This is a genomic window from Pseudomonas sp. TMB3-21 (assembly GCF_054898145.1).
Genome location: NZ_CM142718.1, coordinates 693,495 through 708,392 on the forward strand (window position 1 = coordinate 693,495; position 14,898 = coordinate 708,392).

Sequence of the window (14,898 nt, forward strand, 5' to 3'; positions counted from 1 at the left end):
AGCAAACGTTTGCGATGCCTGAAGAGTTCCACACCAATAAGCCGGATCGCCAAGAAGACCGGCAATAAAAAAAAGAAACCAAGGAGCTTTACCCATGAAACTGAGCAGCACCGCATTATTGGCCCTGGCCATCAGCAGCGTAACCGCTACGGCCTACGCAGAATCTCAAAGCCAGGCTTTCACTCCGGTAACCGTGAAGGAAAAGAGCGCCCAGAGCGAAGCCACCGGCTTCGTCGAAGGTCAATCGATCACCGGCACCACGCGTAACTGGTATGCGAACGAGCAACTCAAGCGTGGCGGTAAATTTGCCTACACCAAAAACGGTTCGCTGGCCGAGACTGATCGCCGTATCAACTGGGTCCAGGGCACCATCCTCAAGTACAACTCGGGCTTCACTGAAGGCACAGTCGGTTTCAGCACTGAAGTCGCCGCGTACAACGCTGTTGCGCTGGAGCGCGATCGCGAGAACATGGCTTCAGGCAATGGCGGCGCACCGAAAACCGGCGTTGCTTCGGGTAACAACCGTACGCTGACCGAAAAAGGCGGCGATGCCGTGGGCCAGTGGAGCAAACTCGGTCTGGCCAACGTCAAGGCGCGCTTCTCCGGCACCACCCTGACCGCCGGCCGCCAGAGCTACAGCAGCCCGCAAGTCGACACCATCGGCAACCGCGCACTGCCTTCGAGTTTCCAGGGCGTGAGCCTCAATGTCGCGGAGCTGGAAAACCTGACGTTTGACGCCGCGACCTTCGACCGCGTCTCGCCGCGTACCGAGCAGAGCCTGCGCAAATTCCGCACCGAGTACGCAAACGGTCGTGCAGAAGCTGATCACATCTACACCGGCGGCATCACCTATACGCCATTCGCCAGCCTGACCACCAGCCTGTGGGCGACCCAGGCCGAAGATATCTGGAACCAGTACTACTTCGGCGCCACTCACGTGCTGGGCGACAGCTCGGTGCTGAGCCTGACCACCGGCTTCAACTACTACAAGACTCAGGAAGAAGGCAAAGCGCTGATCGGCGACATCGACAACGACACCTACTCCCTCTCGTTCGGTCTGACCCACCAGGCCCACAGCCTGACCTTCTCGTATCAGGAAGTGAACGGTAACGAATACTTCGATTACCTGAACGAAACCAACGGCATCTACCTGGCCAACTCCCTGCTGTCCGACTTCAACGGCCCGAACGAGAAATCGTTCCAGGTCGCCTATGGTCTGAACATGGCTGAATACGGTGTGCCGGGCCTGAAGTTCAACATCTATCAGGCACGCGGCTGGGGCATCGACGGCACGCACTACACCGGCAACAAAGGCGTGATTGGCAAAGGTTACGACGGTGTCCAGGAGCAGGATGGCGAACACCATTACGAATACGGTATTGGTGCTACATACGCCGTGCAAAGCGGCCCGCTCAAAGCCACCACTGTGCGCGCAACCTACACCGCTCACCGCGCCAGCGAGAACCAGTCCGATGGCAGTATCAACGAGTTCCGTCTCGTGACGACCATCCCGTTCAACATTCTGTAAGACCCCTGCCGAACGGCGGATTCAGTGATGAGTCGGCCGTTCGGCTTTTGTCCTTCAACTGATTGCAGAGGGTTCTTGATGAAAATGCTTCCCCTACGTGCGGCCATTGCGGCCGCGTTGCTGAGTGTGGCGGTCGGCGTTTCGGCCAAACCGCTGGTGGTTTGCACCGAAGCCAGCCCGGAAGGCTTCGACATGGTCCAGTACACCACTGCAGTCACCGCCGATGCCGTGGCCGAGACCATCTTCAATCGTCTGGCCGACTTCAAGCCGGGCACTACGGACGTGATCCCAGCGCTGGCCGATTCCTGGGACATCAGTGAAGACGGGCTGACGTACACGTTTCACCTGCGCAAAGGCGTCAAATTTCACACCACCGAATATTTCAAGCCGACCCGCGACATGAACGCCGACGATGTGGTCTGGAGTTTTCAGCGTCAGCTGGACCCGAATCACCCGTGGCACAAGTTGTCGAGCGTGGGCTTTCCGTACTTTGAAAGCATGGGCTTCAAGGAGCTGCTGAAAAGTGTCGAGAAGGTTGACGACAGTACCGTCAAGTTCACCCTGACCCGTCGCGAAGCGCCTTTCCTGGCAGACATTGCCATGGCGTTCTCGTCGATCTACTCCGCCGAATACGCCGACCAGTTGCTCAAGGCCGGCAAGACCGGTGACCTCAACAACAAACCCGTCGGCACCGGGCCGTTCATTTTCCAGCGCTATAACAAAGACGCGCAGGTGCGCTTCAAGGCCAACCCGGAATACTTCCGCGGCAAGCCACCGGCCGATGCGCTGATCCTGGCGATTGCCACCGACAACAATGTGCGCCTGCAGAAACTCAAGGCCAACGAATGTCAGGTGGCGTTGTATCCAAAACCAGACGACATTCCGAGCATCAAGAAAGACAGCAACCTGAAAGTCGATGAAATGAACGCGATGACCGTCGCCTATATCGCCATGAATACCACCCACAAATATTTGAGTGATGTGCGCGTGCGTAAAGCCATCGACATCGCCTTCGACAAGGAAGCGGCGGTCAACGCGCTGTTTGGCAAAGGTAATGCGACGGTCGCGGTCAACCCGTACCCGGACACCCTGCTGGGCTACAACCACAGCCTCAAAAACCCGCCGCGTGATCTCGACAAGGCCCGTGCCCTGTTGAAGGAAGCCGGCGTACCGGAAGGCACGGTGTTAACCCTGTTCACCCGTAACGGCGGCGGTCCCACCAACCCGAATCCTATGCTCGGCGCGCAAATGATGCAGGCCGATCTCGCCAAGGTCGGCATCAAGATCGACATCCGCGTGATGGAGTGGGGCGAAATGCTCAAGCGCGCGAAGAACGGCGAGCATGATTTGGTGTCTGCCGGATGGGCGGGCGATAACGGTGACCCGGATAACTTCCTCACGCCTATGCTCAGTTGCGAAGCGGCGAAGAACGGCGAAAACTACGCGCGCTGGTGCAATGACAAGTTTCAAACCCTGCTTGATCAGGCCCGCGCCAAGGTTGATCAGGCTGAACGCGCAGCACTCTACGAACAGGCCCAGGTTATTTTTAATCAGGATCAACCGTGGATCAGCATCGCACACACTAGAATGTTCACCGCAATGCGCAACAACGTAGAGGGCTATCAGATTAGCCCCCTCACCACTAATAACTTCGCCACCACCCAGGTGAAGTAGATAAGAAAACTCCCGGCGTCTCTGACACCAGGGACGCCAGGCACGCCTAACCGGCTGATGAGGTACACCACACGATGTTTAGTTTTATTGCCCGCCGACTGGGGTTACTGATCCCCACGTTTTTCGGCATCACCTTGCTGACTTTCGCGTTGATTCGCATGATCCCCGGCGACCCCGTGGAAGTGATGATGGGCGAACGTCGGGTCGATCCCGAAATGCATGCTCAGGCAATGGAACGCCTTGGTCTCAACAAACCGTTGTATGCCCAGTACCTGGATTACATTGGCAAACTGGCTCAAGGCGATCTTGGCGAGTCCCTGCGCACGCGTGAAAGCGTCTGGAACGAATTCAGTTCTCTGTTCCCCGCGACCCTGGAACTGTCCCTGGCCGCGCTGCTGTTCGCCGGCATTCTGGGCCTGCTGGCCGGTGTGATCGCGGCACTCAAACGAGGATCCCTGTTCGACCATGGGGTGATGGGCATCTCCCTCGCGGGATATTCGATGCCGATCTTCTGGTGGGGGCTGATCCTGATCATGTTCTTCTCGGTATCCCTGGGCTGGACCCCGGTGTCCGGGCGGATCGACCTGCTCTACGACATCGAGCCGCGCACCGGTTTCATGCTGATCGACACGCTGCTGGCCGATGAGCCGGGCGCGTTCCTTGATGCGCTGCACCACCTGATCCTGCCGGCCATCGTGCTCGGCACCATTCCGCTGGCGGTTATTGCGCGGATGACCCGTTCCTCGATGCTCGAAGTGCTGCGCGAAGATTACATCCGCACTGCCCGCGCCAAAGGCCTGTCGCCCACGCGCGTGGTGTTCGTGCACGGTTTGCGCAACGCGCTGATTCCGGTACTGACCGTGGTTGGCCTGCAAGTCGGCACGCTGCTGGCCGGTGCGGTGCTGACCGAGACCATTTTCTCGTGGCCCGGCATCGGCAAGTGGCTGATCGAAGCCATTGGCGCGCGGGATTATCCCGTGGTGCAAAACGGCATCCTGCTCATCGCCTGCCTGGTGATTCTGGTCAACTTCGTGGTGGACATCCTCTACGGCTTTGCCAACCCACGCATCCGTCATCAGCGCTGAGATCATGACCATGACCACTCCAACTCCATCGGTAGCAGTCGATCAAAGCCTGCTGTACCCGTCGCCGTACAAAGAATTCTGGCAAGCCTTCTCCAAGAACAAAGGCGCCGTTGCCGGCCTGATGTTCATGACCCTGATCGTGTTCTGCGCGATCTTCGCCCCGTGGGTCGCACCGCATGACCCGAGCGAGCAATACCGCGATTTCCTGCTGACCCCGCCATCGTGGCTGGAAGGTGGGCAGATCCAGTTTCTGCTCGGCACCGATGAGCTGGGTCGAGACCTGCTGTCGCGCTTGATCGAAGGTTCGCGCCTGTCGCTGCTGATCGGTTTGTCGTCGGTGGTGATGTCGCTGATTCCGGGCATCCTGCTGGGTCTGTTTGCCGGTTTCTTCCCGCGCTTGCTCGGCCCGACCATCATGCGTCTTATGGACATCATGCTGGCGCTGCCTTCACTGCTGCTGGCCGTGGCGATTGTCGCCATCCTCGGCCCTGGCCTGATCAACACCGTGATCGCTATCGCCGTGGTGTCCCTGCCGTCGTACGTGCGCCTGACCCGCGCTGCGGTGATGGGCGAACTGAACCGCGACTACGTGACCGCCGCCCGCCTCGCCGGTGCCGGCCTGCCCCGTCTGATGTTCATCACCGTGCTGCCCAACTGCATGGCGCCGCTGATCGTTCAGGCTACCTTGAGTTTCTCCTCGGCGATTCTCGATGCCGCGGCACTGGGCTTCCTTGGTCTTGGCGTACAACCGCCAACGCCTGAGTGGGGCACCATGCTGGCTTCGGCTCGCGACTACATCGAACGCGCCTGGTGGGTGGTAAGTCTGCCGGGTCTGACCATTTTGCTCAGCGTGCTGGCAATCAACTTGATGGGTGACGGCCTGCGCGATGCGCTGGACCCGAAACTCAAGAACGCCGCCTGAGGAGATTCAAAAATGTCACTGTTGGAAATCAAGAATCTCAACGTTCGCTTTGGCGACAAGAATGCCGTGCCGGTGGTCGACGGGCTGGACATCTCCGTCGACAAGGGCGAAGTGCTGGCCATCGTTGGCGAATCGGGTTCGGGTAAATCCGTGACCATGATGGCGCTGATGGGCCTGATCGAGCACCCGGGCATCGTCACCGCTGACGCGCTGAATTTCGACGGCAAGAACATGCTCAAGCTGAGCAATCGTCAGCGTCGGCAAATCGTCGGCAAGGACCTGGCGATGGTTTTCCAGGACCCGATGACCGCGCTGAACCCCAGCTACACCGTCGGCTTCCAGATCGAAGAAGTGCTGCGTCTGCACCTGAAAATGTCGGGCAAGCAGGCGCGTAAACGTGCCATCGAGCTGCTGGAAAAAGTCGAGATCCCGGGCGCCGCGAGCCGTATGGACGCTTACCCGCATCAACTGTCCGGCGGCATGAGCCAGCGTGTCGCCATCGCCATGGCGATTGCCGGCGAACCGAAACTGCTGATCGCCGACGAACCGACGACGGCCCTCGACGTGACGATTCAGGCGCAGATCATGGACCTGCTGCTGGCGTTGCAGAAAGAACAGAACATGGGCCTGGTGCTGATCACCCACGACCTCGCGGTCGTTGCCGAAACCGCTCAGCGCGTATGCGTGATGTACGCCGGGCAAGCGGTGGAAGTCGGTCAGGTGCCGCAACTGTTCGACATTCCGGCGCACCCTTACAGCGAAGCGCTGCTCAAGGCGATTCCGGAACACAGCCTCGGCGAGTCGCGCCTGGCCACGCTGCCGGGCATCGTTCCTGGCCGTTATGACCGCCCGCAAGGTTGCCTGCTGTCGCCACGCTGCCCCTACGTGCGGGACAACTGCCGCACCGAACGTCCGGCCCTCGACCCGAAAAGCAACAGCCTCGCCCGCTGCTTCTACCCGCTGAATCAGGAGGTGGCGTAATGGCCGTCGTACTTACCGCCCGCGACCTGACCCGTCACTACGAAGTGTCCCGCGGCCTGTTCAAGGGCCATGCGACCGTGCGCGCCTTGAACGGTGTGTCGTTCGAACTGGAAGCCGGCAAGACCCTCGCTGTCGTTGGTGAATCCGGTTGCGGCAAATCCACCCTCGCCCGTGCCCTGACGCTGATCGAAGAACCGTCCTCGGGCTCTTTGAAAATCGCCGGGCAGGAAGTGGCCGGCGCCGACAAGGCTCAACGCAAACAGCTGCGCAAAGACGTGCAGATGGTGTTTCAAAGCCCGTACGCTTCGTTGAACCCACGACAGAAAGTCGGTGATCAACTTGCCGAACCGCTGCTGATCAACACCAACATGAGCGCCAGCGAACGTCGCGAGAAAGTCCAGGCGATGATGAAGCAGGTTGGTTTGCGCCCTGAGCATTACCAGCGTTATCCGCACATGTTCTCCGGCGGCCAGCGCCAGCGGATCGCCCTCGCCCGCGCCATGATGCTGCAGCCGAAAGTGCTGGTGGCGGACGAACCGACTTCGGCGCTGGACGTGTCGATTCAGGCGCAGGTGCTGAACCTGTTCATGGATCTGCAGCAGGAATTCAACACCGCCTACGTGTTCATTTCGCACAACCTGGCGGTGGTGCGTCACGTCGCCGACCATGTGATGGTGATGTACCTCGGCCGCCCCGTGGAAATGGGCCCGAAAGAGGATATCTATACCCGTCCCCTGCACCCGTACACCCAGGCACTGTTGTCGGCAACTCCGACCATCCACCCGGATCCGGACAAACCGAAAATCAAGATTGTAGGCGAATTGCCGAATCCGCTGAATCCGCCGTCGGGTTGCGCGTTTCATAAGCGTTGCCCGTATGCGACAGAGCGGTGCAGCACGGAAGAGCCGCTGTTACGTCTGGTCGACAGTCGGCAGGTGGCGTGTCATTACGCCGAGCAATTTGTGGATGGTGCTGCGTAAGCAAGTCCGGAGGCAGATGCAAAACCTGTAGGAGCTAGCCTGCTAGCGATGGCGATAAATCAGTCAATAATTCTGCCGACTGACACACCGTAATCGCTAGCAGGCTAGCTCCTACAGGGATTGGTGTCCTGCTCAAAAAACCTCTTCTACTCCGACTTTGGAAATAAGCCGGGATAGCAGAGGTTTTCTTTTGCCCGCAAATCAAGTCTGGCTATCGTCATCGTCCATCGTATCGTCATCATCCCCGCTTTCATCGTCCGTATCAGTGGTCGTCGCGGCGATCATCATTTCGCTGTAAGTGCTCTGCCCGTTCGACGCCTGCTTGTCATGATCCGGGCACTCGGCCCAGGCCGATGACGAACCCAGCGCCAACAGCACCAACACCTTCAGCAACACCACACCTCGTACAAACATATTCATAGCCGATCCCTCCTGCTTGTCAGCAGCGAACCCGTACGCCGTGACGTTGCAAGAAATCTGGTTGTAAACCGCTTCGGGTTCTCAGAGTAGGACTGTGATGATGGGCGTGAATTTAATGCATCGGCAGAATGGTTTGGAATAATGGGTATAGCCAGATCAGGTAAAGACTGGATGTTTCCTGGCAGTGGCCATGTAGATCAGCGGTGTAGACAGAAGCGCCAAAAGTGCACTTGCCACCCAGACGCTGTGCCCGCCGAAGTGACCGTAAAGTTGACCGCCCAGCGTCGGTGAAAGCAACGCGCTCGCGCTCCAGCACATCGAGAAAAGCCCAAAGTACTGCCCGCTTTTCCGGGATTGTGCGTGCTGCATCACCAGCACGTTCAAGGTCGGCATGAAGAGAATCTCGCCCAGTGTCCAGATAACCGTTGAGAGGCAGAGAAAAACTACCCCCGAGCCTAAGGGCAACATACCGAGACCACAGGCCAGCAGCATACTGCCCGCCAGCAGTTGCCAGCGGGGCCCCCATCGCTCACTCCAATGAGAGATCGGAATTTGCAGTACCACCACCAGCACTGCATTGAGCGCGAATTGCCATCCGATGACTTCAGTACCGAGTCGGTAATAGTCAAGTAAGTAGTTGCCCAGCATGCTGTAGACGGGCTCGAACGCGAGGCCAAGCAAAACTGCTGCGCTCACTAACCAGAGGAAAGGCTTATCTCTGAAAGGTACGTTCGACCCCGCTGCACTTGGACGCATCTCATCCGCCCGCATGACCCCTCGATGCAGTGTCGCCCTGACAAACCAGGCTAACGCCAACAGGGTCATTGCGGCGCTGAGATAAAATACCCAGCGAAAATCAACGTGCGCAAGACTGCCCCCCACGACTCCCGCGACAGCCATGCCGAGATTGCTCGCAACCCGGTTCAATGATTGCGCACGAGCCTGTCGTTCGGTCTCGCAATACTCCATGATCAACCGCTGATGGAGTGTGCGAATCGCCCCATCAAGTACCCCGCTGACAATAAGCAATGCGGCCAGCAAGAACACATCAGTGACCAGTCCCAACAAAACCAGAATCCAGGCAGAGTTAAAAAACAGTGCGGCTGTGAGGCGAGTTGTCGAGAAATAATCACTCAACACTCCTCCAGCCATCGACCCGATCAGTAACCCTGCACCGTACCCGGACAACATCCAGCCCACTGTTTCAATCGGCAACCCCAGCGCCTGGCGTAGATATAGCGCCATGAACAGTTTGACCATGGCGCTCAACCGGCTGATGAATATCAACGCAGCCAACACCCAGGCCATTGAACAGAAATAGCCCTCCGGCCGGAATACGTGCATGAACCGATCAGACATGCCATTGATCCAGGTTGTGCAGGATTTCGCTGGCGATGCCTTTTGACGCGCAAGGGATGTCCAATCGAGCCTTATGCTGTGAGTCAAAAAAGTACTGCGCCTGCAAATGACCCGCGCCGTCTACACCGATCAGCGGGTTGTTTATGAGAAATTGTCTGACGGATGAGGACTCCATCTTTGCTCGTATCAATAAACGCTATGCACCGAATGCATTTTCAGGAATAACCGCCATCGCACCGAAGCGCTTCTTGTATTGGAAAGTTCCTTTGCTTAGAAATGGTTCGCATCCTTGAAAGTCGACACAATCTATCGACGGCTGGCTGGATGCCCACTCAAGGATCGAGTGATAGACGTAATTCTGTGCCCCGTTTGATCGGTAAATGGTCGCTCCATTTTTTACGCCAATAAGGCGGGCGTTAAGCGTGCGTGTTGCCTCATCTATCTGCGAGATACTCCCTGCCACCCATTCCCCCTTCAAACTAATTCGAAACAACACTCCCCGTTTAAACAGGTCGAGATACGCTTTTTCCTCCGGCACGCTGCGGGCGTGGCAGCCGTAGCGAGTCTGCATTGTTGGAACATGCATGGAGCGATAGAAAACCAAGAAGTCTCCATCATCATGTGACACATCAAAATCGAAGCCTTGACCTATCAATTGAACGCGACGCTTATTTTCCCGATTGGAGAGCTGGCGAATTGTGTGCTCCCATCCCGAAGAAACATCGACTTTCTGATGTATCCTGCTTACTCCCAAGATATCGCCACTGCGGTGGCAATGCCGAACAAGCTCCTTAGGGGCCAGCAATAAGCAAATCTCGGTCTGTTGATGCGCTATGAAATCATCAAGCTCGCTCCACTCCAGGATGCCTTCCCTCTCTGAAATTGAATGTTCAAAAAAACACTGCGCCACGAACGGGGCGATATAGACCAAGCCTTCCTCCAGCCCCACATAAACAAGGGATGCAACCGATCCGGTTTTAGACCGGCCCTTGTAAATGCAGAAATGGCATACAACTTCCAAACGTGCGAAGGGTTCAGTGCTCATAGGTGAACGGGACTGCGAAACCAATCCATCATCTCTTCAGCGCTGCCTATAACGGTCAAGCCGTCAGCCGGGATGGCTTCATATTCCCCACGGCAGTAGCTGCCCGATGCGTGAATGGTGCAACCGTCTATTCCCTTTAGAAGTTTTCGATCAATTGCGTTCAAGCAGCCCGTCATGGCCATCGCCAAAGACCACTCTTTCAAGTCTCGAGGATCGTTAGGCAACCTGACAGGCGTATTTGCCAGCAACTGAACGCACTCGGCATACCGTTGCATGCACTCATGCAGCGAGACTACAATTCCTGACCCGCCATTCGCTTTGACCAACGCAGTCATTTCTACTGCGGTAGGTGGCAGGTGTGTGTAAAACGTAGGTTCAAGAACCTCGTCAGGATCCCAGGTTGTCGCCGGAAAGTGCGCAGATTCCGACTGCTCCCACAGGCCGTTAACTGTCTGCGTGTAACGCGGGAAAGACCCTCTCTCGAAATTCCCGTCGAGCAAGTGCAGAACCATGTCACTAGTGGCCAGATGCTGGACTAACAAAAACGCAGGGCTGGAAACTTGGGTTCTCTGCCGCTTCAACTCTTCTATGCCTGAGCAATAACCCAGCAGCCCATATGCGCTCGACACCGCATGCACATGTGCAGTCTTGCGATCTGTGTTCCATGCGTCGCCATACTCGAAGTCAAAAAATGCACGGGCCTGGTCGGAAAACCGGTAGTTCTCAAGTCGCAGTGAATGCCACAATTTCGAATCCATTAACGGACTATGATTGAACAGCTCCTTGAATCGCTGCCCGACGACCTTCACTGCTTCCGGCGATTAGGTATCAAGCACGAATACAGGATTCAAAATCCGCAAGCCGGGATCATCGTAGAGCTCGGTTTTTCGCAATTTGCTGACAGTCTGAGCGGGCGTTAGCGTGATAATACGTAACTGTTCCCGGTGCACTAGCTTTGTCTGTACCGCACGCAATACCGCATCTCGCAGTGCAATTGCTTTATTGCCCGAGGACGGGGAGAACAAGAGGACATTTTCGCCTGTTTCCTGAATATGCCTAATGGCTCTCGCTACGATCAACGTTGAGGCAAAAGTCTTTGTAGTCTGAGTACCGGCATTTTGCCTGAGGTCGAATAAACGCAGAGGCATATCCCTGTATTTGCCCAGCTCAAAAAACTGGGCTGTGGCTACCGAAAGAAAGCTTCGCATGCGGGAATCCAGCTCAGCCAGCCTCATGGAAGGCTCAAAAGATTCGTCGCTGCCGCTGACTTGGTAGGCAGAAGCACTGCTGACGATTAGATCGTAATAGTGTTCGATAACTGGAAAGGGAATCTGAGGTCGCGGATTCTCAAGCACATCCATATTTTTTTTTATAACAGCCATTACCCTGTGCTCCTGCGCATGGAAAAGTCGCTGCAGCGAATGTCCGACGAACATTAGACGTCGAACATTTCCTTGTCGCTGGCAAAAACAGGCAGAACTGAAAACCAGACACGAGCTACATAATTCGGAAAAGCCGCTTACAGAATTATCCTACACGCAAATCTGGTAGGGCTTGGTCCATGGTAAGTTCCGACTGCTCCTGAGATACCGATGTAATCCAGCGCTCAGTAAGTTATGGTGAAACCTACCTCTTGGAAAAAAGGCAAACCGCCATGGAGCTGATTCAAACCCTCCTGCTGCTGGAGCAGCGCCTCTTGGCACAGCTCACACGATGTAATCCCGCAGAAATCTCCTACTTACTCGCTGAAGAATTCATTGAGTTCGGCGCAAGCGGCAGCATTTGGAACAAACAACAAGTGGTTGAGCAACTACCCCATCAGTCTTTTACACCGCGCACAATTAGCGAATTCGAAGTTAGATCTTTATCTGAAAACACGGTCTTGGTGACTTACCGCTGCCAGACAGGTTCAATAGATCAGCGCCGGCCCGCCAACAGCTTGCGCAGTTCAATCTGGCAGATGCAGCGCGAGCAATGGAAAATGGTTTTTCATCAGGGGACAAAAATCCCTGACGGTGGATGAATCAAAAATAAAAAGATCGCCCGAAGGCTCGGACGACGTTCGGACGATCTTTTGATCTTTGAGCAAGCAACAAAAAACCCCGATGCTTTCGCGACCGGGGTTTTCGGTGTAACCACTCAGCGCTTAATGATGCTCACGCGTCGCACGGAATTTCACGTCCGGCCAGCGCTCTTCCATCAGCGCCAGATTCACTCGGGTCGGGGCCAGGTAGGTCAGGTGACCGCCGCCGTCGATGGCGAGGTTTTCCACGGCCTTGATCTGGAATTCTTCGAGCTTCTTTTTATCGCTGCAATCGATCCAGCGTGCGGAATACACGGTGATCGGCTCGTATGAGCACTCGACCTTGTATTCCTCTTTCAAACGGCTGGCGACCACATCGAACTGCAGCACACCCACGGCGCCGAGGATGATGTCGTTGCTGCGCGTAGGGAAGAACACTTGAGTCGCGCCCTCTTCCGCAAGCTGCTGCAGACCTTGACGCAGTTGCTTGGATTTCAGCGGATCGCGCAGACGCACGCGGCGGAACAGTTCCGGGGCGAAGTGCGGGATGCCAGTGAAGCCGAGGACTTCGCCTTCGGTGAAGGTGTCGCCGATCTGGATGGTGCCGTGGTTGTGCAGGCCAATGATGTCGCCAGCAAACGCTTCCTCAAGCTGTTCACGCTCGGAGGAGAAGAACGTCAGCGCGTCGCCGATCCGCACGTCTTTGCCGGTGCGCACGTGGCGCATCTTCATGCCTTTTTCGTACTTGCCGGAGCAGATGCGCATGAAGGCGATACGGTCGCGGTGTTTCGGGTCCATGTTCGCCTGGATCTTGAACACGAAGCCGGCGAATTTCTCTTCGACCGGTTCCACGGTGCGCTCGTTGGCAACACGGGCCAAGGGTTTCGGCGCCCAGTTGACCACGGCGTCGAGCACGTGATCGACACCGAAGTTGCCCAGCGCAGTACCGAAGAATACCGGGGTTAATTGGCCGTCGAGGAATTCCTGTTGATTGAATTCGTGACAGGCGCCCTGCACCAGTTCCAGCTGATCAACGAAGCGATCGTACTCGTCACCCAAATGAGCGCGGGCTTCATCGGAGTCGAGCTTCTCGATGATTTTGATGTCGGTACGCTCGTGGCCGTGGCCAGCGGTGTAGACAATGATGTAGTCGTCGGCGAGGTGGTAAACGCCCTTGAAATCGCGGTAGCAGCCGATCGGCCAGGTGATTGGCGCTGCCTTGATTTTGAGGACCGCTTCGATCTCGTCGAGCAATTCGATCGGGTCACGGATGTCGCGGTCGAGTTTGTTGATGAAGCTGACGATTGGCGTATCGCGCAGTCGGCAGACGTCCATCAGCGCGATGGTCCGAGGCTCTACACCCTTACCGCCGTCGAGAACCATCAATGCCGAGTCGACCGCTGTCAGGGTGCGGTAGGTATCTTCGGAGAAGTCTTCGTGGCCCGGGGTGTCGAGCAGGTTGATCATGTGATCACGATACGGGAACTGCATGACCGACGTGGTAATGGAAATACCCCGTTGTTTTTCCATTTCCATCCAGTCGGAGGTGGCATGGCGGTCGGACTTGCGAGACTTCACCGTGCCGGCAACCGCAATCGCCTTGCCCATCAGCAAGAGCTTCTCGGTGATGGTGGTTTTACCGGCATCGGGGTGGGAAATAATGGCGAAAGTGCGGCGTTTCGCGACTTCGGCGGCCTGTTTGGTCATGGGAAATCGCCTGGCAGGTGATTCAAAAAAGGGCGGCGAGTATAGCGCAAACCGACCGTCACGAACCACCGCCCGTAGGCTTCCCCAAACACCGCATCGCCTTGTAGGAGCCGGCTTGCTGGCGATAGGCGCGCCTTCATCCGACAGACGCACCGAGGGGATGGCATCGCCAGCAAGCCGGCTCCTACAGAAATGTGGCCTGGCATTAAGGGTGGCTAAATGCTGCTAACTATGGAACCTTTTAAAAGGTGGAGGCGTCCACTCCCCTGTTACAGCTCTCGTAGCAGGGTTTGAAAAACCTGCAAGTTGGCCTGACGAGGCTGCGCTTATGGCTCGATGTCATCCCGTCTTACCGGTGATGGTAGAGCTGCATCTCGCGAACGTTTAATCCGGCAGCCAGCAATGGCATGCCAAGCAGGACTGCGTTCGCCGACAAAGAAAAAGGAGTCTGCCTGTGGCTATTCGCTATGGCAAAGGGCTGATAGGAGGAGCGGTTGTCGTCGCCCTTCTGGCCCTGCTGGTCCACTGGATCGGCATCGACACGATCGAACATTACCGCGACGATTTATTGTTTTACCTGCAAGCTCATCTGATTCTCGTCCTCGCTTCCATGCTGGCCGCCCTTGTCGTGGGCATCCCCGCCGGCATCTTCCTCAGCCGCCCAAGCATGGTTGGCCGCGCCGAACGCTTCATGCAGATCTTCAACATCGGCAACACCGTGCCGCCTCTCGCCGTACTCGCGATCGCCCTGGGCATCCTCGGCATCGGCAGCGGCCCGGCGATTTTTGCCCTGTTCCTCGCCTCGTTGTTGCCCATCGTGCGCAACACCTATGAAGGCCTGAAAAACGTTCAGGGTTCGCTCAAGGAAGCCGCTGTCGGTATTGGCATGACACCCGCTCAGGTGCTCTGGCGCGTCGAATTGCCGAACGCGGTGCCGATCATTATCGGTGGCGTGCGCGTGGCCCTTGCGATCAACGTCGGGACCGCCCCGCTGGCCTTCCTGATTGGCGCGAACAGTCTGGGTAGCCTGATTTTCCCGGGCATCGCCCTGAACAATCAGCCGCAGCTGCTGCTCGGCGCGGCTTGCACCGCCTTGCTGGCCTTGCTGCTCGACGGTCTGGTGACACTCACCAGCCGCCTCTGGCTCGAACGCGGCTTACGCCCGTCTTAAGCC

12 protein-coding genes and 1 pseudogene are annotated in these 14,898 nt (G+C 56.9%); 8 read left to right on the forward strand and 5 right to left on the reverse strand.

Annotation, left to right across the window (positions count from 1 at the left end):
* Nucleotides 1-94: 94 nt before the first annotated feature.
* From ACYZTS_RS03315 to ACYZTS_RS03340, 6 genes are all read left to right on the forward strand, one after another.
* Nucleotides 95-1,528: an OprD family porin gene (locus tag ACYZTS_RS03315; RefSeq protein WP_461993985.1), complete on the forward strand. Its 1,434-nt coding sequence runs from the start codon at nt 95-97 to the stop codon at nt 1,526-1,528.
* A 78-nt stretch (nt 1,529-1,606) separates the two neighbouring features.
* A complete protein-coding gene (locus ACYZTS_RS03320) occupies nt 1,607-3,202 on the forward strand; it encodes an ABC transporter substrate-binding protein (protein ID WP_461993987.1) in 1,596 nt (531 codons plus the stop codon).
* A 74-nt stretch (nt 3,203-3,276) separates the two neighbouring features.
* On the forward strand, nt 3,277-4,287 hold the full coding sequence (locus ACYZTS_RS03325; protein ID WP_028624135.1) for an ABC transporter permease subunit: 1,011 nt from the start codon (nt 3,277-3,279) through the stop codon (nt 4,285-4,287).
* Nucleotides 4,288-4,297: 10 nt separating this feature from the next.
* Nucleotides 4,298-5,209 carry an ABC transporter permease subunit gene (locus tag ACYZTS_RS03330; protein ID WP_028624136.1) on the forward strand — a complete coding sequence of 304 codons (912 nt, stop codon included), beginning with the start codon at nt 4,298-4,300 and terminating at the stop codon, nt 5,207-5,209.
* A 12-nt stretch (nt 5,210-5,221) separates the two neighbouring features.
* On the forward strand, nt 5,222-6,190 hold the full coding sequence (locus tag ACYZTS_RS03335; RefSeq protein ID WP_028624137.1) for an ABC transporter ATP-binding protein: 969 nt from the start codon (nt 5,222-5,224) through the stop codon (nt 6,188-6,190).
* Nucleotides 6,190-7,170, forward strand: coding sequence for a peptide ABC transporter ATP-binding protein (locus ACYZTS_RS03340; protein ID WP_028624138.1), 981 nt, complete (start codon nt 6,190-6,192; stop codon nt 7,168-7,170). The genes ACYZTS_RS03335 and ACYZTS_RS03340 overlap by 1 nt, the downstream gene beginning before the upstream one ends.
* A gap of 201 nt (nt 7,171-7,371) precedes the next feature.
* On the opposite strand, the gene ACYZTS_RS03345 is transcribed toward ACYZTS_RS03340, so the two are convergent.
* The 4 genes and pseudogenes from ACYZTS_RS03345 to ACYZTS_RS03360 form a co-directional block, all read right to left on the reverse strand.
* On the reverse strand, nt 7,372-7,590 hold the full coding sequence (locus tag ACYZTS_RS03345; RefSeq protein WP_461993990.1) for a hypothetical protein: 219 nt from the start codon (nt 7,588-7,590) through the stop codon (nt 7,372-7,374).
* Nucleotides 7,591-7,746: 156 nt separating this feature from the next.
* A complete protein-coding gene (locus ACYZTS_RS03350; protein WP_461993992.1) occupies nt 7,747-8,949 on the reverse strand; it encodes an MFS transporter in 1,203 nt (400 codons plus the stop codon).
* 196 nt (nt 8,950-9,145) lie between these two features.
* On the reverse strand, nt 9,146-9,994 hold the full coding sequence (locus ACYZTS_RS03355) for a hypothetical protein (protein ID WP_461993994.1): 849 nt from the start codon (nt 9,992-9,994) through the stop codon (nt 9,146-9,148).
* Nucleotides 9,991-11,430, reverse strand: a pseudogene (locus ACYZTS_RS03360) (DUF6002 family protein). The gene ACYZTS_RS03355 and the pseudogene ACYZTS_RS03360 overlap by 4 nt, the downstream one beginning before the upstream one ends.
* A 218-nt stretch (nt 11,431-11,648) precedes the next feature.
* On the opposite strand from ACYZTS_RS03360, the gene ACYZTS_RS03365 reads away from it, so the two are divergent.
* Nucleotides 11,649-12,017 carry a nuclear transport factor 2 family protein gene (locus ACYZTS_RS03365; protein ID WP_028624143.1) on the forward strand — a complete coding sequence of 123 codons (369 nt, stop codon included), beginning with the start codon at nt 11,649-11,651 and terminating at the stop codon, nt 12,015-12,017.
* A 123-nt stretch (nt 12,018-12,140) separates the two neighbouring features.
* Here the strand turns inward: ACYZTS_RS03365 and ACYZTS_RS03370 are convergent, their stop codons facing one another.
* Nucleotides 12,141-13,724 carry a peptide chain release factor 3 gene (locus ACYZTS_RS03370; protein WP_028624144.1) on the reverse strand — a complete coding sequence of 528 codons (1,584 nt, stop codon included), beginning with the start codon at nt 13,722-13,724 and terminating at the stop codon, nt 12,141-12,143.
* 454 nt (nt 13,725-14,178) lie between these two features.
* On the opposite strand from ACYZTS_RS03370, the gene ACYZTS_RS03375 reads away from it, so the two are divergent.
* Nucleotides 14,179-14,895 carry an ABC transporter permease gene (locus ACYZTS_RS03375; RefSeq protein ID WP_028624145.1) on the forward strand — a complete coding sequence of 239 codons (717 nt, stop codon included), beginning with the start codon at nt 14,179-14,181 and terminating at the stop codon, nt 14,893-14,895.
* Nucleotides 14,896-14,898 lie beyond the last annotated feature (3 nt).